Consider the following 23,161-nt stretch of genomic DNA (forward strand, 5'->3'; position numbering starts at 1 on the left):
TCCCTTTAGGAACGGACTATGTCAGCATGACAGCCTGGGGTCAACGGACGAAGGAGTGCCCATGGCCCAGCGCACGCACCTCGGCGACGAGGACTGCTCCATCGCCCAGGCCCTCGACGTCGTGGGTGACTGGTGGACGCTGCTGATCGTGCGCGACACCGCGCGCGGCCTGCACCGCTTCGAGGAACTCCAGCGGGAGCTCGGCATGTCCCGCAAGGTGCTCGCCGAGCGGCTGAAGATGCTCGTCGAGGCCGGGGTGCTGACGCGCGAGCCGTACCAGGAACGCCCGGTGCGGCACGAGTACCGGCTGACCCCGCGCGGGCGGGGGCTGCTGCCGGTCCTGGTGGCCCTCCAGGACTGGGGCGACACCTGGGTCCTGGGAGAGGGAGAGATGACGGCGACGACGGAGGAGTCCTCGAAGGAGGCGGTACGGGTCCACGCGCTGCGCGGCACCCGGCTGCCCGGGCTGCTGCTGCCGGACCGGTTCGGCGAGCTCCGCGACCCGGTGGCGGACACCCCCTTCACGGTCCTGTACTGCTTCCCGGGCGCGTACGCCCGGGCCGGCTCCTACCCGCCCGGCTGGGCGGGGATCCCGGGCGCCAAGGGCTGCACCCTGGAGTCCTGCACCTTCCGCGACCAGCTCGCGGAGTTCACCGCGGCCGGCGCCACCGTGCACGGGGTCTCGACCCAGCGCCCCGACGAGCAGCGGGAGTTCGCGGAGCAGGAGCGGCTCCGGTTCCCGCTGCTCTCGGACGCGGACCTGGACCTGGTGACGGCGCTGCGGCTGCCGACCTTCCGCGCGGCGGGCGTGAGCCGGATCAAGCGGCTGACGCTGGTGGTGGACCGGGACCGGACGGTGCGCGAGGTGTTCTACCCGATCACGGACGTCGAGGCGAGCGTGACGGCCGCCCTGGCGGCGGTCCGCGCGGCGGGCTGAGGCCGGGAGCGCGGACCGGGCGCCTCAGCGGCCGCCCAGCACCCGGGCCAGGATCTCGCGGGCGTACGCCTCGTCGTAGGGGGCGCCGGTCAGCAGGACCTGGAGGCTGATCCCGTCCATCACCGCCACCAGGGCCCGCGCCGTCACCGGATCGGTGTGTTCCGCCAGGGAGGCCGCCACCGCCTCGCACCACTCGGCCGCGACCGGCCGCAGCACGGGCCGGCGCAGGGCGGCCAGGTAGAGCTCGTACTCCAGCTCCACCCGCCCCCGGTCGGCCGCGAGCAGCTCGCCCAGCAGCCGCGCGAGCGCGCCGGCCACGTCCCCGTCACGGACGGCCGGCGCGGGGGCGAACTCGGCGTTGGCCTGCCGCAGGGCGGCGACGAGCAGGTCGTCCAGGGTCTTGAAGTGATAGGTGGTCGAGCCCAGCGGCACGTCCGCCTCGGCCGCCACGCTGCGGTGGCTCAGTCCGGCGATCCCCCGGGCCGCCACGACCCGGATCGCGGCGTCGATGATCCGCTGCCGCCGGCCGGGGTCGTACCGGCGCGCCCCGGCGGCCATCAGTGGGCCGCCCCGCCCAGGTTCAGCAGGACCACTCCGGCGATGATCAGCGCGATCCCGGCGATCTTGGCGGCGGTGGCCGCCTCGCCCATGAACACCATGCCGATCGCGGCGATGGCGGCGGTGCCGACGCCGGCCCAGATCGCGTACGCGGTGCCCACCGACATCGACTTCAGCGTCTGGGCCAGCAGCGTGAAGGCGATGAGGTAGCCCAGCACCGTGCCCAGCGACGGCCAGAGCCGGGTGAAGCCGTCGCTGTACTTCATGGCGGTGGTTCCGGCGACCTCGGCGGCGATCGCCGCGGCGAGCAGTACGTAGGGCATGCGTACAACAGTACACAGCGATGCGTACGCCCGTACACAAGTCGGTACGGGGACGGGCGTACGCGTGCGCGCCGCCGCCGGGATCAGCGCAGCGTGAACCAGGCGGACCGGGACTTCTTCCACTCCGGGTGCGGCAGGTCCTTGGCCTCGGTGCCGTCCACGTACAGGTCGGCGGAGCCGCTGTCGGTGATCAGCTGGACGCGCGCCCCGCGCACCCGCAGGTCGGGTACGTTCACCACGGCCTCCCAGCCCCCGGGGTCGCCGGTCGGCAGGTCGGCCCGCTTCCTGGGGGCGTGGCCGGGGATCCCGTCCCACTGGTAGAGGGCGTACGGGTCGGAGTTGTCGTCGGCCGCCCAGGAGCCGGCGAGGATCAGGTACTGGTCCGCCGCGTTCTTGCGGATGTCGCGGACCGCGAGCCCGCCGAGGTCCAGCTCGACCGGCGTCCCGAAGACCGCCCTGGCCCCGTTCGCCACCACCCGGTCGATGTTGGTGACGGGCACGACCAGCGCCTTGCCGCCCGGCACGGCCGGCGCCAGCGGGGCCCGGAAGCCCAGGTAGGCGGTGGTCGTGGAGCCCGGAGCGAACTCCAGGCCCTCCACGTTGAACCCGTCGATCTGCTTGGGCACCTCACCGGCCGCCGTGCCCGCCGCGAAGCCGTAGCGGTTCCCGTTGGCCGCGTCCCAGGCGACGAGGTCCTCGCGCAGGCCCTTGTAGGCGGCGGTGAAGGCGACCTCGGTCGCCGCGCCCGAGCCGGTGATCCGCGTGGTGAAGACGGTGTTGCGTTCGGCCTTGTACTTGCCGTCCTTGTTGTTGCCGAGCGATCCGGTCCAGTAGACGGTGTCGCCGACCCGCGCGGCGCCCTCGATGTCGGACTCCTTCTTCCAGCCCAGGGCGGGGCCGAGGTCCCAGGTCTTCACGGGCGCGCCCGAGCGGGAACGGTCGTACAGCCGCAGCACGTTGGACTCGTCGTCGGCGACCAGGACGTGGCCGCCGCCCACGTCCACCGCGGCCGAGGCGTCCGAGGAACCGGTCAGGTAGCGGGTCCCCGCCGCGTCGGCGGTCCGCGCCGAAGCCGCGTAGGAGAGGGTGGCGGTCGCGGTCTTCCCGCCGCGGCCGGTCACCTCCAGGGTCAGGTCGGTGTAGCCCTGCGCGCGGGGGGTCACCGTCAGCCTGCGGTTCCCGTCCGGGGTGCGCACCTGCCGTACGTCGCGGGCGCCGGCCACGGCGGGGTTGCTGGAGGAGAGCACCCGCAGCCGCAGGAAGCCCGCCGGGATCCCCGGCTGCTCCACGTCCACCGTCACCGCCGGGTCACCGGAGGCGCCCACCGCACCGCTCAGGTGCGTCGCGGACAGCGTGATCGTCGGGGCGGCGAGGCCCTGCCCGGGACCGCTCGCGGCCTGGGCGGACGCCGGGGCGGTGATCCCGGCGAGCAGCAGGGCCGCGGTCCCCGCGGCGCCCGCGGCACCCCGGCGGCGTGCCGGTGAAAGGCGAAGGGTCACAGGTGTTCCTCTCGTGTGCTGCGTCACTGCTGTGCGGCGTCACTGCTGTGCTGCATCACTGCGTGACGGCCGTCGAGAAGGTTCGGCCACGGTGGCGAACTCCCGGTGCACTTCGCCCGTCCGTCCGGAGAACAGGAAGGGCCCCCGGCACGGTCGTGCCGGGGGCCCTTCCTGGTGTCCGTCGCTCAGACGTTGAAGCCGAGCGCGCGCAGCTGCTCACGGCCGTCGTCCGTGATCTTGTCCGGGCCCCACGGGGGCATCCAGACCCAGTTGATGCGGAGTTCGTTGACGATGCCCTCCGTCGCCGACTTCGCCTGGTCCTCGATGACGTCGGTCAGCGGGCAGGCCGCCGAGGTCAGCGTCATGTCGAGGGTGGCGATGTTCGCGTCGTCGACGTGGATGCCGTAGATCAGGCCCAGGTTGACGACGTCGATGCCCAGCTCGGGGTCGACCACGTCGTAGAGGGCCTCGCGGACCTCTTCCTCGCTGGCCGGCTTGATCGACGCCTCGGGCGTCGCGTTCTCGGTCATGCCGTCTTCCTCTCCGCGTCGCCCAGTGCCTGGGCGGTCGCGTCCTTCCACGCCATCCAGCTCAGCAGAGCACACTTCACGCGCGCCGGATACTTGGAGACGCCGACGAACGCGACCGCGTCCTCCAGCACCTCCTCCATCGCCTCGTCGGGCTCGATCTTGCCCTTGGACTGCATCAGCTCCAGGAAGACTTCCTGGATCTTCTGCGCGTCCGCCAGCTCCTTGCCGACGAGCAGCTCGTTCAGTACGGAGGCGCTGGCCTGGCTGATGGAGCAGCCCTGCCCCTCGTAGGAGACGTCGGTGAGCGTCTTCCCGTCGTACTTCACGCGCAGCGTGATCTCGTCACCGCACGTCGGATTGACGTGGTGCACCTCGGCGTCGCCGTCGCGCAGGCCACGCCCGTGCGGGTGCTTGTAGTGGTCCAGGATCAGTTCCTGGTACATCGAATCCAGCTTCACAGCCTCGTCCTCGTCGCCCTCGTCAGCCGAAGAAGTTCCGTACGTGCTCCAGCCCGTCGACCAGTGCGTCGACCTCGGCCGGAGAGGAGTACAGGTAGAACGACGCACGGGTCGTCGCGGGAATTCCGTACCGCAGGCAGACCGGGCGCGCGCAGTGGTGTCCCACGCGGACGGCGATGCCCTGCTCGTCGAGCACCTGGCCGACGTCGTGCGGGTGGATGTCCCCGAGCGTGAAGGAGATCGCGGCGCCGCGGTCCTCGGCCGTCGTCGGGCCGATGATCCGCAGGTCGGGCACCTCCAGGAGGCGCTTGACCGCGTACTCGGTGATCGCGTGCTCGTGCGCGGCGATCTTGTCCATGCCGATCGCGGTCAGGTAGTCCACGGCCGCGCCGAGGCCGACGGCCTGGGCGATCGGGGGCGTGCCCGCCTCGAACTTGTGGGGCGCGGGGGCGTACGTCGACGAGTGCATCGACACGGTCTCGATCATCTCGCCGCCGCCGAGGAACGGAGGCAGGTCCTCCAGCAGCTCCTGGCGGCCCCAGAGGACGCCGATGCCGGTCGGGCCGCACATCTTGTGGCCGGTGAAGGCCACGAAGTCGGCGCCGAGCGCCTGTACGTCCAGCGGCATGTGCGGAGCGGCCTGCGAGGCGTCGACCAGCACCAGCGCGCCGACCTCCTGGGCGCGGCGGACGATCGCCTCGACCGGGTTGATCGTGCCCATGATGTTGGAGACCAGCGTGAAGGAGACGATCTTCGTCTTCTCCGTGATGACCTCGTCGATATTGGACAGGTCGAGCCGGCCGTCGTCGGTGAGGCCGAACCACTTCAGCTTCGCGCCGGTGCGCTGCGAGAGCAGCTGCCACGGGACGATGTTGGAGTGGTGCTCCATCTCCGTGATGGCGATCTCGGTCTCGTGGTCGACCCGGTAGGGCTCGTCCGCCCAGCCGAGCATGTTCGCGACCAGGTTGAGCGACTCCGAGGCGTTCTTGGTGAAGATCACCTCGTTGCGGCTCGGAGCGTTGACGAAGGCGGCGACCTTGTCGCGGGCGCCCTCGTACAGCGCCGTGGCCTCCTCGGCGAGCACGTGCACGCCGCGGTGGACGTTGGCGTTGTGCCGCTCGTAGTACTCGTTCAGCGCGTCGAGCACCTGGCGCGGCTTCTGGGAGGTCGCCGCGTTGTCCAGGTAAACGATCTTCTTCCCGTCGTGGACCACACGATCCAGCAGGGGGAAGTCCTTGCGGATCGCCTCGATGTCGAGGAGGCCAGGCAGCTGTGTCACGCGGTCGCGCCACCCTTCACGTACTTGTCGTAGCCCTCGGCCTCCAGCTGGTCGGCGAGCTCGGCGCCGCCGGACTCGGCGATGCGGCCGTTCGCGAACACGTGGACGAAGTCGGGCTTGATGTAGCGCAGGATGCGCGTGTAGTGCGTGATCAGCAGGGTGCCGACCTCACCGGTCTCGCGGACGCGGTTGACGCCTTCCGAGACGATGCGCAGCGCGTCGACGTCGAGGCCGGAGTCGGTCTCGTCGAGGATCGCGATCTTCGGCTTGAGGAGCTCCAGCTGGAGGATCTCGTGGCGCTTCTTCTCACCGCCGGAGAAGCCCTCGTTGACGTTGCGCTCGGCGAAGGCCGGGTCCATCTGGAGCTGCTCCATGGCGGACTTGACCTCCTTCACCCAGGTGCGCAGCTTCGGGGCCTCGCCGCGCATGGCGGTGGCGGAGGTCCGCAGGAAGTTGGAGACCGAGACGCCGGGGACCTCGACCGGGTACTGCATGGCGAGGAAGACGCCGGCGCGGGCGCGCTCGTCGACGGACATCTCCAGGACGTCTTCGCCGTCGAGGGTCACGGTGCCACCGGTGATGGTGTACTTCGGGTGTCCGGCCAGCGAGTACGCCAGCGTGGACTTGCCGGAGCCGTTCGGACCCATGATGGCGTGCGTCTCACCCTGCTTGACGGTGAGGTCGACGCCCTTGAGGATCTCGCGGGCACCGTTTTCCGCCTCGACGGAGACGTGCAGGTCGTGGATTTCAAGCGTTGCCATGGATACCTCAGGACTCCTGGGTGAGGGAGACGAGCACGTCGTCCCCTTCGATCTTTACGGGGTATACGGGTACGGGGCGCGTCGCGGGCAGACCGGACGGCTTGCCGGTGCGCAGGTCGAAGGCCGAGCCGTGCAGCCAGCACTCGATCATGCAGTCCTCGACCTCGCCCTCCGAGAGCGAGACGTTCGCGTGCGAGCAGATGTCGTTGATCGCGAACACCTCCCCCTCGGTGGAGACGATGGACACCGGCGTGCCGTCGAGTTCCACCCGCTTCGGGGTGTCCTCTTCCAGCTCGCTCAGCGCACAGGCCTTGACGTAATTCATCAGACGGAACCCTGGAGCTCGGTCTCGATCTTGGAGAGGAGGCGCTCCTCGATGTCGTCGACACCGATCTGCTGGACGAGCTCCGCGAAGAAGCCGCGGACGACCAGGCGGCGGGCCTCGTCGGCCGGAATGCCTCGGGCCTGGAGGTAGAACAGCTGCTCGTCGTCGAAGCGGCCGGTCGCGGAGGCGTGGCCGGCGCCGACGATCTCGCCGGTCTCGATCTCCAGGTTCGGGACCGAGTCGACCCGCGCGCCGTCCGTGAGGACCAGGTTGCGGTTCATCTCGTAGGTGTCGGTGCCCTCGGCGGTCTTCTCGATGAGGACGTCACCGATCCAGACCGCGTGGGCGTCCTGGCCCTGGAGCGCGCCCTTGTAGACCACGTTCGACTTGCAGTGCGGGGCGCTGTGGTCGACCAGGAGGCGGTGCTCCTGGTGCTGGCCGGCGTCCGTGAAGTACAGGCCGAAGAGCTCGGCCTCGCCGCCGGGGCCCGCGTAGGTCACGCGGGGGTGCAGGCGTACGAGGTCGCCGCCGAAGGTGACCACGATCGACTTGAAGGTGGCGTCGCGGCCGACCAGCGCGTTGTGCTGGGAGACGTGGACGGCGGTGTCGTCCCAGTCCTGCACGGACACGACGGTGAGCTTGGCGCCGTCGCCGACGAGGAAGTCGACGTTGGCGGCGCGCACGCCGTCACCGGTGTGGTCGATGACGATGACGGCCTCGGCGAAGGCCTGGACGTCGAAGACGGTGTGGCCGAAGGTGGTGCCGCCCTCGCCGTGCAGCGCGACGCGCACGGGCTCGGTCAGCACGGCCTCCTTGGGCACGGTCACGACCGTGGCCTTGGCGAAGGACGAGAACGCCTGCGCCGCGACCCGGTCCACGGGGGTGCCGGCCTTGCCGATGCGGGCGTCGCCGCGCTCGACGGACTCGATCGTCACGCCCTCGGGCGCGTCGATCTGGGCCTTCATGGTGCCGTTGGCGACCGCGGTGCCGTCGTGCAGGCCCTTGAGGCGGGCGAGCGGGGTGAACCGCCACTCCTCCTCGCGTCCGTGCGGGACCGGGAAGTCGGCCACGTCGAAGGACGGGGGCGCGCTCATCCGGGTGGCGACGGTGGACTCGGCGGCCACCGCGATCGCGCCGGCGGTGGTGGAACCCGCCGGAATGTTCTGAGCCTCAGCCATGGCTGTCTTCGTGCTCTCTTCCTACGTCAAAGAATGTCTGCGGGACGGTGGGACGGCCGGGACTATCCGACCGAGCCCTCCATCTGCAGCTCGATCAGCCGGTTCAGCTCCAGCGCGTACTCCATGGGCAGCTCGCGCGCGATCGGCTCGACGAAGCCGCGCACGATCATGGCCATGGCCTCGAACTCGGTCAGACCTCGGCTCATCAGGTAGAAGAGCTGGTCGTCGGAGACCTTGGAGACGGTCGCCTCGTGGCCCATGGACACGTCGTCCTCGCGGACGTCCACGTAGGGGTACGTGTCGGAGCGGGAGATCGTGTCGACCAGGAGCGCGTCGCAGAGCACGTTCGACTTGGAGCCGTGGGCGCCCTCGCCGATCTCGACGAGGCCCCGGTAGGAGGTGCGGCCGCCGCCTCGCGCCACCGACTTGGAGACGATGTTGGAGGAGGTGTACGGCGCCATGTGGACCATCTTGGAGCCGGCGTCCTGGTGCTGGCCCTCGCCCGCGAAGGCGATGGACAGGGTCTCGCCCTTGGCGTGCTCGCCCATCAGGTAGACGGCCGGGTACTTCATGGTGACCTTGGAACCGATGTTGCCGTCGATCCACTCCATGGTCGCGCCCTCGTACGCCACGGCGCGCTTGGTGACCAGGTTGTAGACGTTGTTCGACCAGTTCTGGATCGTCGTGTAGCGGCAGCGGCCGCCCTTCTTCACGATGATCTCGACGACGGCGCTGTGCAGCGAGTCCGAGGAGTAGATCGGGGCGGTGCAGCCCTCGACGTAGTGGACGTAGGCGTCCTCGTCGACGATGATCAGCGTCCGCTCGAACTGGCCCATGTTCTCCGTGTTGATGCGGAAGTAGGCCTGGAGCGGGATGTCGACCTTCACGCCCTTGGGGACGTAGATGAAGGAGCCGCCCGACCACACGGCGGTGTTCAGGGAGGCGAACTTGTTGTCGCCGACCGGGATGACCGTGCCGAAGTACTCCTGGAAGAGCTCCGGGTGCTCCTTGAGCGCGGTGTCCGTGTCGAGGAAGATGACGCCCTGCTCCTCCAGGTCCTCGCGGATCTGGTGGTAGACGACCTCGGACTCGTACTGGGCCGCGACACCGGCGACGAGGCGCTGCTTCTCCGCCTCCGGGATGCCGAGCTTGTCGTACGTGTTCTTGATGTCCTCCGGCAGGTCCTCCCAGGAAGCGGCCTGCTTCTCGGTGGAGCGCACGAAGTACTTGATGTTGTCGAAGTCGATGCCCGAGAGGTCGGAACCCCAGTTGGGCATGGGCTTCTTTCCGAACAGCTTGAGGCCCTTGAGGCGGAGGTTCAGCATCCACTCCGGCTCGGACTTCTTGGCCGAGATGTCGCGGACGACATCCTCGGACAGACCCCGCTTGGCAGCGGCGCCGGCCGCGTCGGAGTCGGCCCAGCCGTATTCGTAGGTGCCCAGGCCATCGAGCTCAGGGTGAGCAGTCTCCGTGGTCATGCGGGGTTCCTCCCGGCCGTACTTGCAGATACTGATGTGTCGGTCTGTGTGGCGCTTCGCGGAATGAACGTGGTGCACACCCCGTCGCCGTGGGCGATCGTGGCGAGGCGCTGCACATGCGTCCCGAGCAGGCGGGAGAAGACCTCGGTCTCCGCCTCGCAGAGCTGCGGGAACTGCTCGGCGACGTGCGCGACCGGGCAGTGGTGCTGACAGAGCTGTTCACCGCTGTGCGGACCGGGAGCGCTCTTCGCCGTAGCAGCGTACCCGTCCGCGGTCAACGCCTTGGCAAGGGCCTCGGCGCGGTCCGCGGGTGCGGCGGCCTCGACGGCTTCCCGGTAGGACTCCGCCTGTGCTTCCATCCGCGCCCTGGCGAAGGCGGCGACGGCCGCCTCCCCCTGCTCCCCACCGCCGACGGACTGCGCGATCCAGCGCAGGGCGTCCACGGCGAGCTTGTCGTAGGACTGGTCGAAGGCGTCCCGGCCGCAGTCGGTGAGCGCGAAGACCTTGGCGGGCCGGCCCCGGGTGCGGGCGCCGTACACCCGCTGCTCGCGGGCTTCGACCACGTCGTCGGCGACGAGCGCGTCGAGGTGGCGGCGGACGGCCGCCTGGGTGAGGCCCAGCCGCTGCGCGAGGTCGGCGACGGTGGACGGACCGTGGTCCAGGATGGAGCGCGCGACCCGGTTGCGGGTTGACCGCTCCCCGGTCACGAGTTCCCCCTGGGGGGTCTCGATCGTCCGTTCGCCGTATTTCACAACGCCATTGTTGCGTAATTAACCGAGCCGCGACAAGCCGTGATGGACGCCACTCCTGGTGGTTTCCATCACTAAGGGTTACCTAATCTATCGACGGAGAGTTATTCGGACCCCATGATTCCGCGCTCTCGGTGAGCCCCTCCGGTGAACCGGTAAACGGCTCCCACCAGCAAGCCTCCGCCCACGGCGTTCCCCGGCACGGTAAACACCGGGTTCCGGAAAAGATCACTGAAACCGACTGGGCCATCCAGGATCGCCAGGCCGAAAAGAGCTGTGTTCGCGACACGGTGTTCGAATCCGACGGCGACGAAAACCGCCACGGGCAGCCACAGGTGACCCCGCCACCCCCAGGACAAAGGCCCCCCTCCGGCGCTCCGTAGACTCGACCCCCATGAGCAACGACCCCGCCGTGGAGATCCGCGGACTGGTGAAGCGGTACGGACCCAAAACAGCGGTGGACGGCCTGGACCTCACCGTCCCCGGCGCCTCGGTCACCGCGGTCCTCGGTCCCAACGGCGCGGGCAAGACGACCACCGTCGAGACCTGCGAGGGCTACGTCCGCCCCGACGCCGGCACCGTCCGCGTCCTCGGCCTCGACCCCGTCGCCCGGGCCGAGGCCCTGCGCCCCCGCGTCGGCGTCATGCTCCAGTCCGGCGGCGTCTACTCCGGCGCCCGCGCCGTCGAGATGCTCCGCCACATGTCCAAGCTGTACGCGAACCCCCTCGACGTGGACGTCCTGGTGGAGCGCCTGGGCCTCGGCGGCTGCGGCCGCACCCCCTACCGGCGCCTCTCCGGCGGCCAGCAGCAGCGCCTCGCCCTCGCCATGGCCGTCGTGGGCCGCCCGGAGCTGGTCTTCCTCGACGAGCCGACCGCCGGCCTCGACCCCCAGGCCCGCCGCGCGACCTGGGACCTCGTACGGGAACTGCGGGCCGACGGGGTCACCGTCGTCCTCACCACCCACCACATGGACGAGGCCGAGCAGCTCGCCGACGAGGTCGCCATCGTGGACGCCGGCCGGGTCATCGCCCACGGCAGCCCCGAGCGGCTGTGCCGGGGCGGCGCCGAGAACACCCTGCGCTTCACCGGCCGCCCCTCCCTCGACCTCGCCTCGCTCCTCAAGGCCCTGCCCGACGGCACCCAGGCCGCCGAGCTCACCCCCGGCGCCTACCGGGTCACCGGCGACGTGGACCCCCAGCTGCTCGCCACCGTCACCTCCTGGTGCGCCCAGCACGGAGTGATGCCGAGCAGCCTCTCGGTGGAACGGCACACCCTCGAAGACGTCTTTCTGGAACTGACCGGCAAGGAGCTGCGCGCATGAGCGTCGGTACGTTCACCCCCCGGCCGGGGGCCGCGCCCGTGTCCCGGATGATCCTGGCGCAGACCGCGCTGGAGACCCGGATACTGCTGCGCAACGGGGAGCAGCTGCTGCTGACCGTGATCATCCCGGCGCTGCTGCTGACCCTGTTCTCCTCCGTCGACATCATCGAGACCGGCGCCGAGGAGTCCGTCGACTTCCTGGCCCCCGGCATCCTCGCCCTCGCCGTGATGTCCACCGCCTTCACCGGCCAGGCCATCGCCACCGGCTTCGACCGCCGCTACGGCATCCTCAAGCGGCTCGGCGCCTCCCCGCTGCCCCGCTGGGCCCTGATGGCCGCCAAGACCCTGTCGGTGCTCGTCACCGAGGTGCTCCAGATCGCCCTGCTCACCGCGATCGCCTTCGCCCTGGGCTGGTCCCCGCACGGCAGCCCGCTCGCGGTCGCCGCCCTGGTCCTGCTCGGCACGGCCGCCTTCTCCGGCCTCGGGCTGCTGATGGCCGGCACCCTCAAGGCGGAGGCGACCCTGGCCGCCGCGAACCTGGTGTTCCTGCTGCTGCTCGTCGGCGGCGGGGTGATCGTCCCGCTGGACAAGTTCCCCGGAGCGGTCCAGTCCGTCCTCGGGCTGCTGCCCATCTCCGCGCTCTCCGACGGGCTGCGCGAGGTGCTCCAGCACGGGGCCGCGCTGCCCTGGGCCGACGCGGCGGTCCTGGCCGGCTGGGCCGTCCTCGGGCTCGGCGCGGCGGCCCGCACCTTCCGCTGGGAGTGAATCCCTTCCGCTGAACGTTGGCCTGGCGGGAGGATGAGCGCCTCCACACACCAGCGCCGCGCGACACGGCGACGCACGACCGGGACGCCGGGGGGCGGGCATGGCGCAGCGGGAAGCCGTTCTGCGGCTGGACGAACAGTGGGCCCGGATCCGGTCGGGAGCCGCCCAGGCGGGCCCCGCCGAGAGCGAGCGGCTGCTGGGCGAGCTGATCGGCGCGCTCCGTGAGCCCGCCCGGACCGACGCCGAGTGCGCCGCCCGGCTCGGGCTGCGCCTGGGCGACCTCGCGGCCCGCCGGTTCGCGGGAGGGGACCGGGCCGGGGCGCTGGCCGCCATCGAGGAGGGCCTGCACCACGCCCAGCAGGCCGCCGGGCACGACCCGGAGTACGCCCGCTGGTACGCCCGGGGCCTGATCAACCAGGGCGTCTGGCTCGCCTGGCCGCTGAGCGACGGGGACCGGCTGCCCCGGCACCCGCTCGGCGCGGCCTCCGAGAACGGCCCCGGCGCCATGGAGCGGGCGGCCGGCGAGCGCGCCCGCGACCTGACCCGGGCCGCCGTCGAGGTGTGGGCGGGCCTGGACCAGCACGACCCGGTCAACCGGCGCGGGCTCGCCCAGGCCAAGGTCTTCCTCGGCGACCGGCTCGCGGAGCTGGGCAACGCTGCGGACGCGGTGGCCTGGGCCGTGGACGCCGAGGCCGGGTTCCGCCGGCTGCTGCGCGCCGCGCCCGGCCCCGAGGAGGCCCAGGAGGCCGAGGATGCCCTGGACCACATCGGCCGGCAGCTGGAACTGCGGCTGCGCTACCTCTCGTTCGACTCCCTCGTCGGGCTGCGCGCCGACGGGCTGCTGCCCGAACGGCTGCTGCCCCAGGCCGTGGTGGCCGCGCGGATCCAGGGCGTGCCGGGTCCCGCGATCGCGGCCCGGCTGGGCCTGGAGGCCGAGCAGGTCGCCACGATGCTGGAGGTCACGCCCTGGCGCGCGGTGTGGCGCGTGGACGTGCGCGGCGCCGACGGACTGTGGAACGTACAGGGACATCCCTGGCATGGCGGGGCAGAGGTGAGGAACCGGACGTCGGAGGACGTAGCGCACGAACTCGTGCGGGGCTTCAGGGAGTCCCCGGACTACCCGGGTGACGGCGGCCTTTGGCGGGTGCGCGTCTGGTGGCACACCGAGGGGGATCCGGCCGGAGCCAGGTTCCGCCTGGTCATCGGCCCCGGCGCACCAGCGGGCACCCCCTCGTGAAACTTTGCACAAGGCGCGGCCTACGATAGGGGCGTGTTTAACCCCTTCGCCTACCTCGCCGCCCGCTGGAGTCCGTCACCCCGGATCGTCCAGCGGGCCGCACTCGCCGCGCTCGTCATGACCGTCGTCATCGTCATCACCGGTGGGGCGGTGCGGCTGACCGGATCCGGTCTCGGCTGCGACACCTGGCCGAAGTGCACCGACGACAGCCTGATCACCACTCAGGCCCAGGGCATCCACGGCGCCATCGAATTCGGCAACCGCATGCTGACGTACGTCGTCAGCGCGGCCGTCGGCTGGTGCATCCTGGCCGCCCGGTGCGCCAAGCCGTGGCGCCGTTCGCTGACGAAGCTCGGCTGGGTGCAGTTCTGGGTCGTGTGCGGCAACGCCGTGCTCGGCGGGATCACCGTGCACACCAAGCTCAACCCGTGGAGCGTGGCCGGGCACTTCCTGCTCGCCACCGCGCTGATCACCGTGACCACCCTCACCTGGCAGCGCGCCCGCGAGGGCGACGGCGCCCCCAAGCCCCGGGTGCCCGGTCCGGTGCGCAAGCTCTCCTGGGCACTGGTCGCCACCACCCTCGTCCTGATCGCGGCGGGCACCGTGGTGACCGGCTCCGGCCCGCACGCCGGCGACAGCAGCGAAGTGCCGCGCATGCCCTTCGACTGGGCGACCACCGCCCACGTCCACGCCATCGCCGCCTGGCTGGTCTGCGCGCTCGGTGTCGCGATGTGGCTGGTGCTGCGCGTCGTCGACGCCCCCGTCGACACCCGGGCCCGCGCCCGCGACCTGCTGGTGGTCCTGCTCGCGCAGGGCGCCATCGGGTACGTGCAGTTCTTCACGGAGCTGCCCGAGGTGCTGGTCGCCGCCCACATGTTCGGCTCCTGCCTGGTGTGGATCGCGGTGCTGCGCGTGGCCCTCAGCCTGCGCGAGCGCTCCGCCGAGCGGGACGAGGTCCCCGCGCCGGCCGACGCGCAGCTGTCCGCCGTCTGACGGTCCGCCGCCTGACGGTCCGCCGCGGGGCGGGCGGCGGCGTTCAGCTCCGCTCGTCCAGCCGGTAGACCCGCCGGGCGTTGCCCGCCGCGAGCATCCCCGCCACCCGGTCCGCGTCCCGCCGGGACCAGGCCCCCTCGGTGACCCAGCCGCCCAGTACCCGGCCCAGCGCCTCGCGGAACACCAGGGCGCCGACCGCGTGGAGTTCGGGCAGCGCCCGGCCTCCGCTGGAGAACAGCAGCTTCCCGAACGGCGCGAGCTCCAGCAGCTCGGCCAGTACGGCGGCCGCCCGGACCCCCGTCCGCGCCGGGTCCGGGCCCAGGTCGGCGTACACGTGCGGGTGGGCCGCCGCCAGCCGGGCCGCCTGCCGTTGGTACGGGTACGTGCCGAGCAGCACGAGGCGCGTCCCGAGGCCCGCGGTGGCCCGTACGAATCCGGTCAGCGGCTCGGGGCCGGCCCCGCCGGTGTGCAGCTGGAGCGGCAGCCCCGAGGCCACCGCGCTCCACAGCAGGTGCCGCAGCAGGACCGGGTCCCGCAGCGCGCCGCCCCTGGCCCGGCCCGCGAGCCACCGCCCGGCCGCCCCGCGCACCTCGCCGGGTCCGGGCGGCTCCGCCTCGCGGGCGGCCCGGGCGGCGGCGGCCCCGCAGCCGAGGGCGACGGCCGCGGCGGCGGCGTGGTGGACGGCCCCGGAGAGGTTGGCCAGGAAGGCGGCGACGGTCCCCGACGTGTCGGCGGCCTGCTCGGCGAGCAGCTCCAGCCGGACCACCTCGAAGGCCCGCGCGTCCCCGGCCCGCGCCAGCTCCTCGGGCCGGGTGAGGTCCTCCGGAACCCCCGTGTCCACGAGGTACGCCCCGACCCCCGCGCCGCGCAGCAGCCTGCGGCCGGTCTCGACGACGCCGAGTTCCCGCCGCCGGGCCAGGTAGCGGGCGGGCGCGCAGTGCGGTTCGAGCCCCAGCAGCGGCGGGCACCAGCGGCGCACGGCGAAACCCGTCTGGGTGTCGAAGAGGGTGGTGCCCGCGGCGGGCGGACCGGCCGAACGGACCAGCTGGGCCTCGAAGGTGCCGAGGCCCAGCTCCGTACGGAGCACTCCGTGGCAGTACTGGTCCACCAGGGGCGGCGTTTCGATCATCCGGGCATCCCGTTGCGGACGTGAGGAAGGGGCTTCCACACGTCCTAACGGGTGAGCGGGGTCCGAGGTGTTGCCCCGGCCGGTATTTCGGGAACCGGTCCGGGGGGTGTCAGGCCTTCGGGTTGGCGGGGCCGCCGAGCTGGATGCCCGCCATGCGGGTCCACTCGTACGGGCCCGTCACGACGCGGGCGGCCATCTCCCCGTCGAACTCGTCCAGGAACGTCAGGCCGGACTTCTCCGCCGCCAGGCGGGCCACGTCGTACGTCGGGGCGACCAGGTCGCCCCAGCCGCCGTCGGTGCCCACGAGGAGGATCCGGGTACCGGCCTGGCCGATGTGCGCGAGCTGGCCCTCGGCGCCGCCGTGCTCCTTGGCGAACGCGCCGATCTGGCGGGCCAGCTTCGCCGCCGTACGGTCCTGCTTCTTGTCTGCGGTGTCTGCGGTCTCTGCCATGTACCACATGCTACCGGCGAGTAATCAACGGAGGAAGGGATCCACGGCCACGGCCACGAACAGCAGCGACACGTAGGTGATCGACCAGTGGAAGAGCCGCATCTCCTTGAGCTTCGCGCCCGTCACCCCGGCCTTGGCCCGGGCGTGCAGCGCGTGCGCCTCCCACAGCCACCAGCCGCCGGCCACCAGCGCGACCGCCGTGTAGAACCAGCCGGTGTAGTGCAGCGGGGTGAGCAGCAGCGAGACGGCGACCATCACCCAGCTGTAGATGACGATCTGGCGGGCGACCACCTTGTTGCCGGCCACGACCGGCAGCATCGGCACGCCGACCCGCGCGTAGTCGTCCTTGACCTTCATCGACAGCGGCCAGTAGTGCGGCGGCGTCCAGAAGAAGATGACCAGGAAGAGGATGACCGCGGCCCACGAGACCTCGTTCTTCACCGCCGACCAGCCGATGAGCACCGGCATGCAGCCGGCGATGCCGCCCCAGACGATGTTCTGCGCGGTGCGCCGCTTCAGCAGCATCGTGTAGACCACGACGTAGAAGAGGAGCGCGCCGAGCGCGAGGGCGGCCGACAGCCAGTTGACGAGCAGACCGAAGAACAAGGTGGAGATCACCGCGAGGGAGATGCCGAAGACCAGGCACTCCCGCGGGCTCACCATGCCGGTCACCAGCGGCCGCTGCGACGTGCGGTCCATCAGCGCGTCGATGTCGCGGTCGATGTACATGTTCAGCGCGTTCGCGCCACCGGCCGACAGGTAGCCGCCGAAGCAGGTCGCGAGGACCAGCCACAACGACGGAACACCCTGTTCCGCGAGGAACATGACCGGCACGGTCGTGATGAGCAGCAGCTCGATGATCCGAGGCTTGGTCAGTGCCACGAATGCCATGACCCGGGCCCCGAACGGCCGGTGACCGGGGCTCGTCCCGAGCACCCCCGCTGGACGGGATTCGACGGCCGTCACGCACACCCCTGAGAGAGAATCCAGCAAGCTCCGACGCGGACCCTTCAGAAGATGAAGGTCCGGTAAAGGCTTGCGCGTACCACGCCACTGTAGACGTTGCCCTTGCGTCGCCCTGCGCGGGGGTCACCTCGTGTTGGGCCGATCGGACCGGGGTCACGGGGATCCCAGATGAGCGGTGGTGAGCCCAGGTGAACACCGGGCAGCGACCCGGCGACGCACTACCGGCACTCGAATAGCCGCACGCCCTGGCGGGGGTAGGCTCGGAATCGCGCCGGTGGCACCGTTCGTCACCGGGAAAACAACATGTGGAGAGGAGCCCTGACCAACGGTGAGCACCAAGCCGACCACCACAGAGCTCGAGTGGACCGAACTGGACCAGCGGGCCGTCGACACCGCCCGCATCCTGGCCGCCGACGCGGTCCAGAAGGTCGGGAACGGCCACCCCGGTACGGCGATGAGCCTGGCCCCCGCCGCTTACACGCTGTTCCAGAAGGTCATGCGGCACGACCCGGCAGACCCCCAGTGGGTCGGCCGTGACCGTTTCGTGCTCTCCGCAGGGCACTCGTCCCTGACCCTCTACACCCAGCTCTACCTCGGCGGCTTCGGCCTGGAGCTGGATGACCTCAAGGCGTTCCGCACGTGGGGTTCCAAGACCCCGGGTCACCCGGAGTACGGCCACACGGCCGCCGTCGAGACCACGACCGGTCCGCTGGGCCAGGGCATCGCGAACGCGGTGGGCATGGCCATGGCCGCCCGCTACGAGCGCGGCCTCTTCGACCCCGAAGCCCCCGCGGGCACGTCCCCGTTCGACCACATGATCTACGCGATCGCGGGCGACGGCTGCCTCCAGGAGGGCATCTCCCACGAGGCGTCCGCGCTGGCCGGCCACCAGAAGCTCGGCAACCTGGTCCTGCTGTGGGACGACAACCACATCTCCATCGAGGGCGACACGGAGACGGCCGTCTCCGAGGACACCCTCAAGCGCTACGAGGCCTACGGCTGGCACGTCCAGCGCGTCGCCGCGCAGGAGAACGGCGACCTCGACCCGAAGGCGCTCTACGCCGCCTTCCAGGCCGCCAAGGCCGAGACGGACCGCCCCTCCTTCATCGCGGCCCGCTCGATCATCGCCTGGCCGGCCCCGCACGCCCAGGGCACCGAGGCCGCGCACGGCTCGGCCCTCGGCAACGACGAGGTCGCCGCGACCAAGCGCGTGCTCGGCTTCGACCCGGAGCAGACCTTCGAGGTCTCCGACGAGGTCATCGCCCACACCCGCAAGGCGCTGGACCGCGGCCGCGAGGCCAAGGCCGCCTGGGAGAAGGACTTCTCCGCCTGGCGCACCGCCAACCCGGAGCGCGCCGCCTCCTTCGACCGCATCGAGGCCAACGAGCTGCCCGCCGGCTGGGAGGACGAGCTCCCCACCTTCGAGCCCGGCAAGGGCGTCGCCACCCGCGCCGCCTCCGGCAAGGTCCTCGAAGCGCTCGGCGCGGTCATCCCGGAGCTGTGGGGCGGCTCGGCCGACCTGGCCGGCTCCAACAACACCACCATCGACAAGAACTCCTCGTTCCTGCCGGTGGGCAACCCGCTGCCGGAGGCCGACCCGTACGGCCGCACCATCCACTTCGGCATCCGCGAGCACGCCATGGCCGCGGCCATGAACGGCATCGCCCTGCACGGCCACACCCGCATCTACGGCGGCACCTTCCTGGTGTTCTCCGACTACATGCGCAACGCCGTCCGCCTGTCGTCGCTGATGCACCTTCCGGTGACGTACGTGTGGACGCACGACTCCATCGGCCTGGGCGAGGACGGCCCGACCCACCAGCCGGTCGAGCACGTCGCCGCGCTGCGCGCCATCCCGGGCCTGAACGTGGTCCGTCCGGCCGACGCGAACGAGACCGCCATCGCCTGGCGCGAGATCCTCAAGCGTCACACCAAGGTGTACGGCAAGGGCGCCCCGCACGGCCTCGCCCTCACCCGACAGGGTGTACCGACGTACCCGGCGCACGAGGACACGGTCAAGGGCGGCTACGTCCTGTTCGAGGCCGAGGGCGGCCCGGCGCAGGTCGTGCTGATCGGCACCGGCTCCGAGGTCCAGCTCGCCGTCGCCGCGCGCGAGGCGCTGCAGGCCGAGGGCGTGCCGACCCGCGTCGTCTCGATGCCGTGCGTCGAGTGGTTCGAGGAGCAGGACCAGGAGTACAAGGACAGCGTCCTGCCCCCGTCCGTCAAGGCGCGAGTCGCAGTCGAGGCGGGCATCGGCCTGACCTGGCACCGTTACGTCGGCGACGCGGGCCGGATCGTGTCGCTGGAGCACTTCGGCGCGTCGGCCGACGGCGCCGTGCTGTTCCGCGAGTTCGGCCTGACCGCCGAGGCCGTGACCGCAGCCGCAAAGGCCTCCCTGAGCGAAACGGGCGGCCTGAACGCCGCTGACGCGCGCTGACACCGGTACAAGAACCAGTAGGAGATGCAATTCCCATGACAGACGCACTCAAGCGCCTCTCCGACGAGGGCGTGGCGATCTGGCTGGACGACCTGTCCCGCAAGCGCATCACGTCCGGCAACCTCGCCGAGCTGATCGACCAGCAGCACGTGGTCGGTGTCACCACCAACCCGTCGATCTTCCAGAAGGCCATCAGCAGCGGTGACGGCTACGAGCAGCAGCTCGCGGACCTCGCCGCCCGCAAGGTCACCGTCGACGAGGCCATCCGCATGATCACCACGGCGGACGTCCGCGACGCCGCCGACATCCTGCGCCCGGTCTACGACACGACCGACGGCCAGGACGGCCGCGTGTCGATCGAGGTCGACCCGCGCCTGGCGCACAACACCACGGCGACCATCGCCGAGGCCAAGCAGCTCGCCTGGCTGGTGGACCGCCCGAACACGCTCATCAAGATCCCGGCGACCGAGGCCGGCCTGCCGGCGATCACCGAGGTCATCGGCAAGGGCATCAGCGTCAACGTGACGCTGATCTTCTCGCTGGAGCGCTACCGCGCGGTCATGGACGCGTACCTGGCGGGCCTGGAGAAGGCGAAGGCCGCCGGCCTGGACCTCTCCAAGATCCACTCGGTCGCCTCGTTCTTCGTGTCCCGCGTGGACAGCGAGATCGACAAGCGCCTCGACGGCGTCGGCACCGACGAGGCGAAGGCCCTGAAGGGCAAGGCGGCCCTCGCGAACGCCCGCCTGGCCTACGAGGCCTTCGAGGAGGTGTTCGCCGGCGAGCGCTGGGCGGCCCTGGACAAGGCCCAGGCCAACAAGCAGCGCCCGCTGTGGGCCTCGACCGGCGTCAAGGACCCGGCGTACAAGGACACCCTGTACGTGGTGGACCTGGTCGCGCCCGGCACCGTGAACACCATGCCCGAGGGCACCCTGGAGGCCACCGCCGACCACGGCGAGGTCTCCGGCGACACCATTCGCGGCACCTACGAGCAGTCCCGCGCCGAGCTCGACGCGGTCGCGAAGCTCGGCATCTCGTACGACGATGTGGTGCAGCTGCTCGAAGACGAAGGCGTCGAGAAGTTCGAGGCGTCCTGGAACGACCTGCTGAAGTCGACCGAGGCGGAGCTCAAGCGCCTCGCCCCCGCGGAGGACTGAGTATTTTGTCAGCAAACGGAGCGAACCCGCTTCGTGACGCACAGGACCGACGGCTCCCGCGCATCGCGGGGCCGTCCGGCCTGGTCATTTTCGGCGTTACGGGTGACCTGTCGCGCAAGAAGCTCATGCCCGCCGTCTACGACCTCGCGAACCGCGGCCTGCTGCCTCCGGGCTTCTCGCTGATCGGATTCGCCCGTCGCGAGTGGCAGGACGAGGACTTCGCCCAGGTGGTGCACGACGCGGTCAAGGAGCACTCGCGCACCCCCTTCCGTGAAGAGGTCTGGCAGCAGCTGGTGCAGGGCTGCCGCTTCGTCCAGGGCGACTTCGACGACGACGCGGCCTTCGAGACGCTCAAGTCGACCATCGAGGAACTGGACAAGGCCCAGGGGACGGGCGGCAACTTCGCCTTCTACCTCTCGGTGCCCCCGAAGTTCTTCCCCAAGGTCGTCCAGCAGCTCAAGGACCACGGTCTGGCGCAGAAGGAGGGTTCCTGGCGGCGTGCCGTCATCGAGAAGCCCTTCGGCCACGACCTCAAGAGCGCGGAAGAACTCAACAAGGTCGTCCACGAGGTCTTCCCCCGTGACGAGGTCTTCCGGATCGACCACTACCTCGGCAAGGAGACCGTCCAGAACATCCTGGCGCTCCGCTTCGCCAACACGATGTTCGAGCCGATCTGGAACCGGTCGTACGTCGACCACGTGCAGATCACGATGGCCGAGGACATCGGCATCGGCGGCCGGGCCGGCTACTACGACGGCATCGGCGCGGCCCGTGACGTCATCCAGAACCACCTGCTCCAGCTGCTGGCGCTGACCGCGATGGAGGAGCCCGGCTCCTTCCACCCCAAGGCGCTGGTGGCCGAGAAGCTCAAGGTCCTGACCGCCGTGGAGCTGCCCGAGGACCTGGGCAAGCACACCGTGCGCGGCCAGTACTCGGCCGCCTGGCAGGGCGGCGAGAAGGTCGTCGGGTACCTCGAAGAGGACGGCATCGACCCCAAGTCGAAGACCGACACCTACGCGGCCATCCGCCTGGAGATCAACAACCGCCGCTGGGCGGGCGTCCCGTTCTACCTGCGGACGGGCAAGCGCCTCGGCCGCCGGGTGACCGAGATCGCGGTCGTCTTCAAGCGGGCCCCCTACCTGCCGTTCGAGTCGGGCGCGACCGAGGAGCTGGGGCAGAACGCCCTGGTCATCCGGGTCCAGCCGGACGAGGGCGTGACGGTCCGCTTCGGCTCCAAGGTGCCGGGCACCTCCATGGAGGTCCGGGACGTCACGATGGACTTCGCGTACGGCGAGTCCTTCACCGAGTCCAGCCCCGAGGCGTACGAGCGGCTGATCCTCGATGTCCTGCTGGGTGACGCGAACCTCTTCCCGCGCCACCAGGAGGTCGAGCTGTCCTGGAACATCCTCGACCCGATCGAGGAGTACTGGGACAAGCACGGCAAGCCCGCGCAGTACCCGGCGGGTACCTGGGGGCCGGTCGAGGCGGACGAGATGCTCGCACGAGACGGACGGAGCTGGCGCCGGCCATGAAGATCGACCTCACGGAGACCACCTCCAGCAGGATCAACGCCGCGTTGGTGCAGGCGCGCCGGGACATCGGCACGCCGGCCATCGGCATGGTCCTCACGCTGGTGATCGTGACCGACGAGGAGAACGCGTACGACGCGCTCAAGTCGGCGAACGACGCTTCCCACGAACACCCCTCGCGGATCATCGTCGTCGTCAAGCGGATCAGCCGATCGCCGCGCAGCCGCCGCGAAGCCCGGCTCGACGCGGAGATCCGCGTCGGGGCGGACTCCGGCACCGGCGAGACGATCGTGCTCCGCCTGCACGGTGAACTGGTCGACCACGCCCAGTCGGTGGTTCTCCCGCTCCTGCTGCCCGACGCCCCCGTGGTCGTCTGGTGGCCGGAGGGCGCTCCGGCGGACCTGGCGGGCGACCCGCTGGGCGCGCTGGGGCAGCGCCGGATCACGGACACGTACTCGTGCGAGGACCCGGTCGCGGCCCTCGGCAGCCGGGCGGCGGCCTACGCCCCCGGTGACACGGACCTGTCCTGGACCCGGATCACCCCGTGGCGTTCGATGCTGGCGGCCGCGCTGGACCAGCAGCAGAACCTGGCGGTCGTCTCGGCGACCGTCGAGGGCGAGAACGACAACCCGAGCTGCGAGCTGCTGGCCATGTGGCTCGCGGACCGCCTCGGGGTCCCGGTCAACCGCACCCTTTCGGGCGGCCCGGGTCTGACCGCCGTCCGCATGGAGACCAAGGACGGCGTGATCGTCCTGGACCGCGCGGACGGCGCCCTGGCGACGCTGTGCATGCCGGGGCAGCCCGACCGCTCCGTGGCGCTCCAGCGCCGCGACACGGCCGAGCTGCTGGCGGAGGAGCTGCGCCGGCTGGACCCGGACAACACCTACGAGGCCTCGCTGAAGTTCGGCGTGGCCCGGCTGGAGGCCACCGCCCCGGCGGCGCCCGCGGCCGGGACGAAGCCGGCCGAGGCGAAGTCCGAGACCCCGCCCTCGAAGCCGGCTCCCAAGCCGGCGAAGAAGGCCGCGGCCAAGTAACCGCAGGGCGGGGCCCTTTCCCGGGCCCCGCCCCGCGGCACCTTCCCCGGAACCACCGCGCCCCGGAACCA

Annotated in this window: 23 protein-coding genes and 1 pseudogene; 9 read left to right on the forward strand and 15 right to left on the reverse strand. The window is 71.0% G+C overall.

Annotated features, from left to right (window positions below):
- Positions 1 to 61: 61 nt before the first annotated feature.
- A complete protein-coding gene (locus AC07B0_RS25355; protein WP_478898991.1) occupies positions 62 to 937 on the forward strand; it encodes a winged helix-turn-helix transcriptional regulator in 876 nt (291 codons plus the stop codon).
- Positions 938 to 961: 24 nt separating this feature from the next.
- Here the strand turns inward: AC07B0_RS25355 and AC07B0_RS25360 are convergent, their stop codons facing one another.
- The 12 genes from AC07B0_RS25360 to AC07B0_RS25415 form a co-directional block, all read right to left on the reverse strand.
- Positions 962 to 1,495: a TetR/AcrR family transcriptional regulator gene (locus AC07B0_RS25360; protein WP_356879693.1), complete on the reverse strand. Its 534-nt coding sequence runs from the start codon at positions 1,493 to 1,495 to the stop codon at positions 962 to 964.
- Positions 1,495 to 1,818, reverse strand: a complete 324-nt coding sequence (locus AC07B0_RS25365; protein ID WP_281206621.1) for a DMT family transporter — start codon at positions 1,816 to 1,818, stop codon at positions 1,495 to 1,497. The genes AC07B0_RS25360 and AC07B0_RS25365 overlap by 1 nt, the downstream gene beginning before the upstream one ends.
- 83 nt (positions 1,819 to 1,901) lie before the next feature.
- Positions 1,902 to 3,317, reverse strand: coding sequence for a DUF3616 domain-containing protein (locus AC07B0_RS25370; RefSeq protein ID WP_478898992.1), 1,416 nt, complete (start codon positions 3,315 to 3,317; stop codon positions 1,902 to 1,904).
- 185 nt (positions 3,318 to 3,502) lie between these two features.
- Positions 3,503 to 3,847 (reverse strand): metal-sulfur cluster assembly factor, encoded by a 345-nt coding sequence (locus tag AC07B0_RS25375; RefSeq protein WP_053681645.1) that lies wholly within the window; start codon positions 3,845 to 3,847, stop codon positions 3,503 to 3,505.
- Positions 3,844 to 4,305, reverse strand: coding sequence for a Fe-S cluster assembly sulfur transfer protein SufU (gene sufU / locus AC07B0_RS25380; protein WP_356879695.1), 462 nt, complete (start codon positions 4,303 to 4,305; stop codon positions 3,844 to 3,846). Before sufU ends, AC07B0_RS25375 begins: the two co-directional genes overlap by 4 nt.
- A 22-nt stretch (positions 4,306 to 4,327) precedes the next feature.
- The gene (locus AC07B0_RS25385) at positions 4,328 to 5,584 is read right to left on the reverse strand and encodes a cysteine desulfurase (protein ID WP_356879697.1); all 1,257 of its coding nucleotides are present in this window, start codon (positions 5,582 to 5,584) and stop codon (positions 4,328 to 4,330) included.
- Positions 5,581 to 6,345, reverse strand: coding sequence for a Fe-S cluster assembly ATPase SufC (sufC, locus tag AC07B0_RS25390; protein ID WP_356879699.1), 765 nt, complete (start codon positions 6,343 to 6,345; stop codon positions 5,581 to 5,583). Before sufC ends, AC07B0_RS25385 begins: the two co-directional genes overlap by 4 nt.
- Positions 6,346 to 6,352: 7 nt before the next feature.
- Positions 6,353 to 6,670 (reverse strand): bifunctional 3-phenylpropionate/cinnamic acid dioxygenase ferredoxin subunit, encoded by a 318-nt coding sequence (locus AC07B0_RS25395; RefSeq protein ID WP_030388907.1) that lies wholly within the window; start codon positions 6,668 to 6,670, stop codon positions 6,353 to 6,355.
- Positions 6,670 to 7,848 (reverse strand): Fe-S cluster assembly protein SufD, encoded by a 1,179-nt coding sequence (gene sufD / locus AC07B0_RS25400; protein ID WP_356879701.1) that lies wholly within the window; start codon positions 7,846 to 7,848, stop codon positions 6,670 to 6,672. The genes AC07B0_RS25395 and sufD overlap by 1 nt, the downstream gene beginning before the upstream one ends.
- Positions 7,849 to 7,910: 62 nt before the next feature.
- A complete protein-coding gene (gene sufB / locus AC07B0_RS25405) occupies positions 7,911 to 9,326 on the reverse strand; it encodes a Fe-S cluster assembly protein SufB (protein ID WP_281206614.1) in 1,416 nt (471 codons plus the stop codon).
- Positions 9,323 to 10,078 (reverse strand): helix-turn-helix transcriptional regulator, encoded by a 756-nt coding sequence (locus AC07B0_RS25410; RefSeq protein WP_356879703.1) that lies wholly within the window; start codon positions 10,076 to 10,078, stop codon positions 9,323 to 9,325. Before AC07B0_RS25410 ends, sufB begins: the two co-directional genes overlap by 4 nt.
- A gap of 101 nt (positions 10,079 to 10,179) precedes the next feature.
- Positions 10,180 to 10,398, reverse strand: a complete 219-nt coding sequence (locus AC07B0_RS25415) for a formate/nitrite transporter family protein (protein WP_478898993.1) — start codon at positions 10,396 to 10,398, stop codon at positions 10,180 to 10,182.
- A 71-nt stretch (positions 10,399 to 10,469) separates the two neighbouring features.
- Between AC07B0_RS25415 and AC07B0_RS25420 the strand changes: the two genes are divergently transcribed.
- The 4 genes and pseudogenes from AC07B0_RS25420 (at position 10,470) to AC07B0_RS25435 (ending at position 14,390) form a co-directional block, all read left to right on the forward strand.
- Complete coding sequence (locus AC07B0_RS25420) at positions 10,470 to 11,396, forward strand: ABC transporter ATP-binding protein (RefSeq protein WP_356879707.1); 927 nt, start codon at positions 10,470 to 10,472, stop codon at positions 11,394 to 11,396.
- On the forward strand, positions 11,393 to 12,160 hold the full coding sequence (locus AC07B0_RS25425) for an ABC transporter permease (RefSeq protein WP_478898994.1): 768 nt from the start codon (positions 11,393 to 11,395) through the stop codon (positions 12,158 to 12,160). Before AC07B0_RS25420 ends, AC07B0_RS25425 begins: the two co-directional genes overlap by 4 nt.
- A gap of 100 nt (positions 12,161 to 12,260) precedes the next feature.
- A complete protein-coding gene (locus tag AC07B0_RS25430; protein WP_478898995.1) occupies positions 12,261 to 13,397 on the forward strand; it encodes a hypothetical protein in 1,137 nt (378 codons plus the stop codon).
- A gap of 4 nt (positions 13,398 to 13,401) precedes the next feature.
- Positions 13,402 to 14,390 (forward strand): annotated as a pseudogene (locus AC07B0_RS25435) (COX15/CtaA family protein).
- A gap of 43 nt (positions 14,391 to 14,433) precedes the next feature.
- Here the strand turns inward: AC07B0_RS25435 and AC07B0_RS25440 are convergent.
- From AC07B0_RS25440 to AC07B0_RS25450, 3 genes are all read right to left on the reverse strand, one after another.
- A complete protein-coding gene (locus tag AC07B0_RS25440; RefSeq protein ID WP_478866014.1) occupies positions 14,434 to 15,519 on the reverse strand; it encodes an amidohydrolase family protein in 1,086 nt (361 codons plus the stop codon).
- A 109-nt stretch (positions 15,520 to 15,628) separates the two neighbouring features.
- A complete protein-coding gene (locus AC07B0_RS25445; protein ID WP_356879716.1) occupies positions 15,629 to 15,970 on the reverse strand; it encodes a hypothetical protein in 342 nt (113 codons plus the stop codon).
- Between the two features lie 24 nt (positions 15,971 to 15,994).
- On the reverse strand, positions 15,995 to 16,936 hold the full coding sequence (locus AC07B0_RS25450) for a heme o synthase (protein ID WP_356879718.1): 942 nt from the start codon (positions 16,934 to 16,936) through the stop codon (positions 15,995 to 15,997).
- A gap of 328 nt (positions 16,937 to 17,264) precedes the next feature.
- On the opposite strand from AC07B0_RS25450, the gene tkt reads away from it, so the two are divergent.
- Genes tkt through opcA form a run of 4 tightly spaced genes read left to right on the forward strand, consistent with a single transcriptional unit; the run spans position 17,265 to position 23,090 of the window.
- Positions 17,265 to 19,373: a transketolase gene (gene tkt, locus AC07B0_RS25455; RefSeq protein ID WP_356879720.1), complete on the forward strand. Its 2,109-nt coding sequence runs from the start codon at positions 17,265 to 17,267 to the stop codon at positions 19,371 to 19,373.
- A 35-nt stretch (positions 19,374 to 19,408) separates the two neighbouring features.
- Positions 19,409 to 20,527: a transaldolase gene (gene tal, locus AC07B0_RS25460; protein ID WP_356879722.1), complete on the forward strand. Its 1,119-nt coding sequence runs from the start codon at positions 19,409 to 19,411 to the stop codon at positions 20,525 to 20,527.
- A 2-nt stretch (positions 20,528 to 20,529) separates the two neighbouring features.
- Complete coding sequence (zwf, locus tag AC07B0_RS25465) at positions 20,530 to 22,059, forward strand: glucose-6-phosphate dehydrogenase (protein ID WP_356879782.1); 1,530 nt, start codon at positions 20,530 to 20,532, stop codon at positions 22,057 to 22,059.
- Entirely contained in the window at positions 22,056 to 23,090 is a 1,035-nt protein-coding gene (gene opcA / locus AC07B0_RS25470; protein WP_356879724.1) for a glucose-6-phosphate dehydrogenase assembly protein OpcA, read from the forward strand. Before zwf ends, opcA begins: the two co-directional genes overlap by 4 nt.
- Positions 23,091 to 23,161 lie beyond the last annotated feature (71 nt).

The organism is Streptomyces sp. NPDC044704 (assembly GCF_056433525.1).

What these genes read in the sequence shown, in the direction of transcription:
- AC07B0_RS25360 (WP_356879693.1), bottom strand. Translation starts at nt 1,495, where the DNA reads ATGGCCGCCGGGGCGCGCCGGTACGACCCCGGCCGGCGGCAGCGGATC.
- AC07B0_RS25395 (WP_030388907.1), bottom strand. Translation starts at nt 6,670, where the DNA reads ATGAATTACGTCAAGGCCTGTGCGCTGAGCGAGCTGGAAGAGGACACC.
- AC07B0_RS25440 (WP_478866014.1), bottom strand. Translation starts at nt 15,519, where the DNA reads ATGATCGAAACGCCGCCCCTGGTGGACCAGTACTGCCACGGAGTGCTC.
- sufB (WP_281206614.1), bottom strand. Translation starts at nt 9,326, where the DNA reads ATGACCACGGAGACTGCTCACCCTGAGCTCGATGGCCTGGGCACCTAC.
- AC07B0_RS25430 (WP_478898995.1), top strand. Translation starts at nt 12,261, where the DNA reads ATGGCGCAGCGGGAAGCCGTTCTGCGGCTGGACGAACAGTGGGCCCGG.
- opcA (WP_356879724.1), top strand. Translation starts at nt 22,056, where the DNA reads ATGAAGATCGACCTCACGGAGACCACCTCCAGCAGGATCAACGCCGCG.
- AC07B0_RS25425 (WP_478898994.1), top strand. Translation starts at nt 11,393, where the DNA reads ATGAGCGTCGGTACGTTCACCCCCCGGCCGGGGGCCGCGCCCGTGTCC.
- AC07B0_RS25375 (WP_053681645.1), bottom strand. Translation starts at nt 3,847, where the DNA reads ATGACCGAGAACGCGACGCCCGAGGCGTCGATCAAGCCGGCCAGCGAG.
- AC07B0_RS25420 (WP_356879707.1), top strand. Translation starts at nt 10,470, where the DNA reads ATGAGCAACGACCCCGCCGTGGAGATCCGCGGACTGGTGAAGCGGTAC.
- AC07B0_RS25445 (WP_356879716.1), bottom strand. Translation starts at nt 15,970, where the DNA reads ATGGCAGAGACCGCAGACACCGCAGACAAGAAGCAGGACCGTACGGCG.
- tal (WP_356879722.1), top strand. Translation starts at nt 19,409, where the DNA reads ATGACAGACGCACTCAAGCGCCTCTCCGACGAGGGCGTGGCGATCTGG.
- AC07B0_RS25355 (WP_478898991.1), top strand. Translation starts at nt 62, where the DNA reads ATGGCCCAGCGCACGCACCTCGGCGACGAGGACTGCTCCATCGCCCAG.
- sufD (WP_356879701.1), bottom strand. Translation starts at nt 7,848, where the DNA reads ATGGCTGAGGCTCAGAACATTCCGGCGGGTTCCACCACCGCCGGCGCG.
- sufC (WP_356879699.1), bottom strand. Translation starts at nt 6,345, where the DNA reads ATGGCAACGCTTGAAATCCACGACCTGCACGTCTCCGTCGAGGCGGAA.
- AC07B0_RS25365 (WP_281206621.1), bottom strand. Translation starts at nt 1,818, where the DNA reads ATGCCCTACGTACTGCTCGCCGCGGCGATCGCCGCCGAGGTCGCCGGA.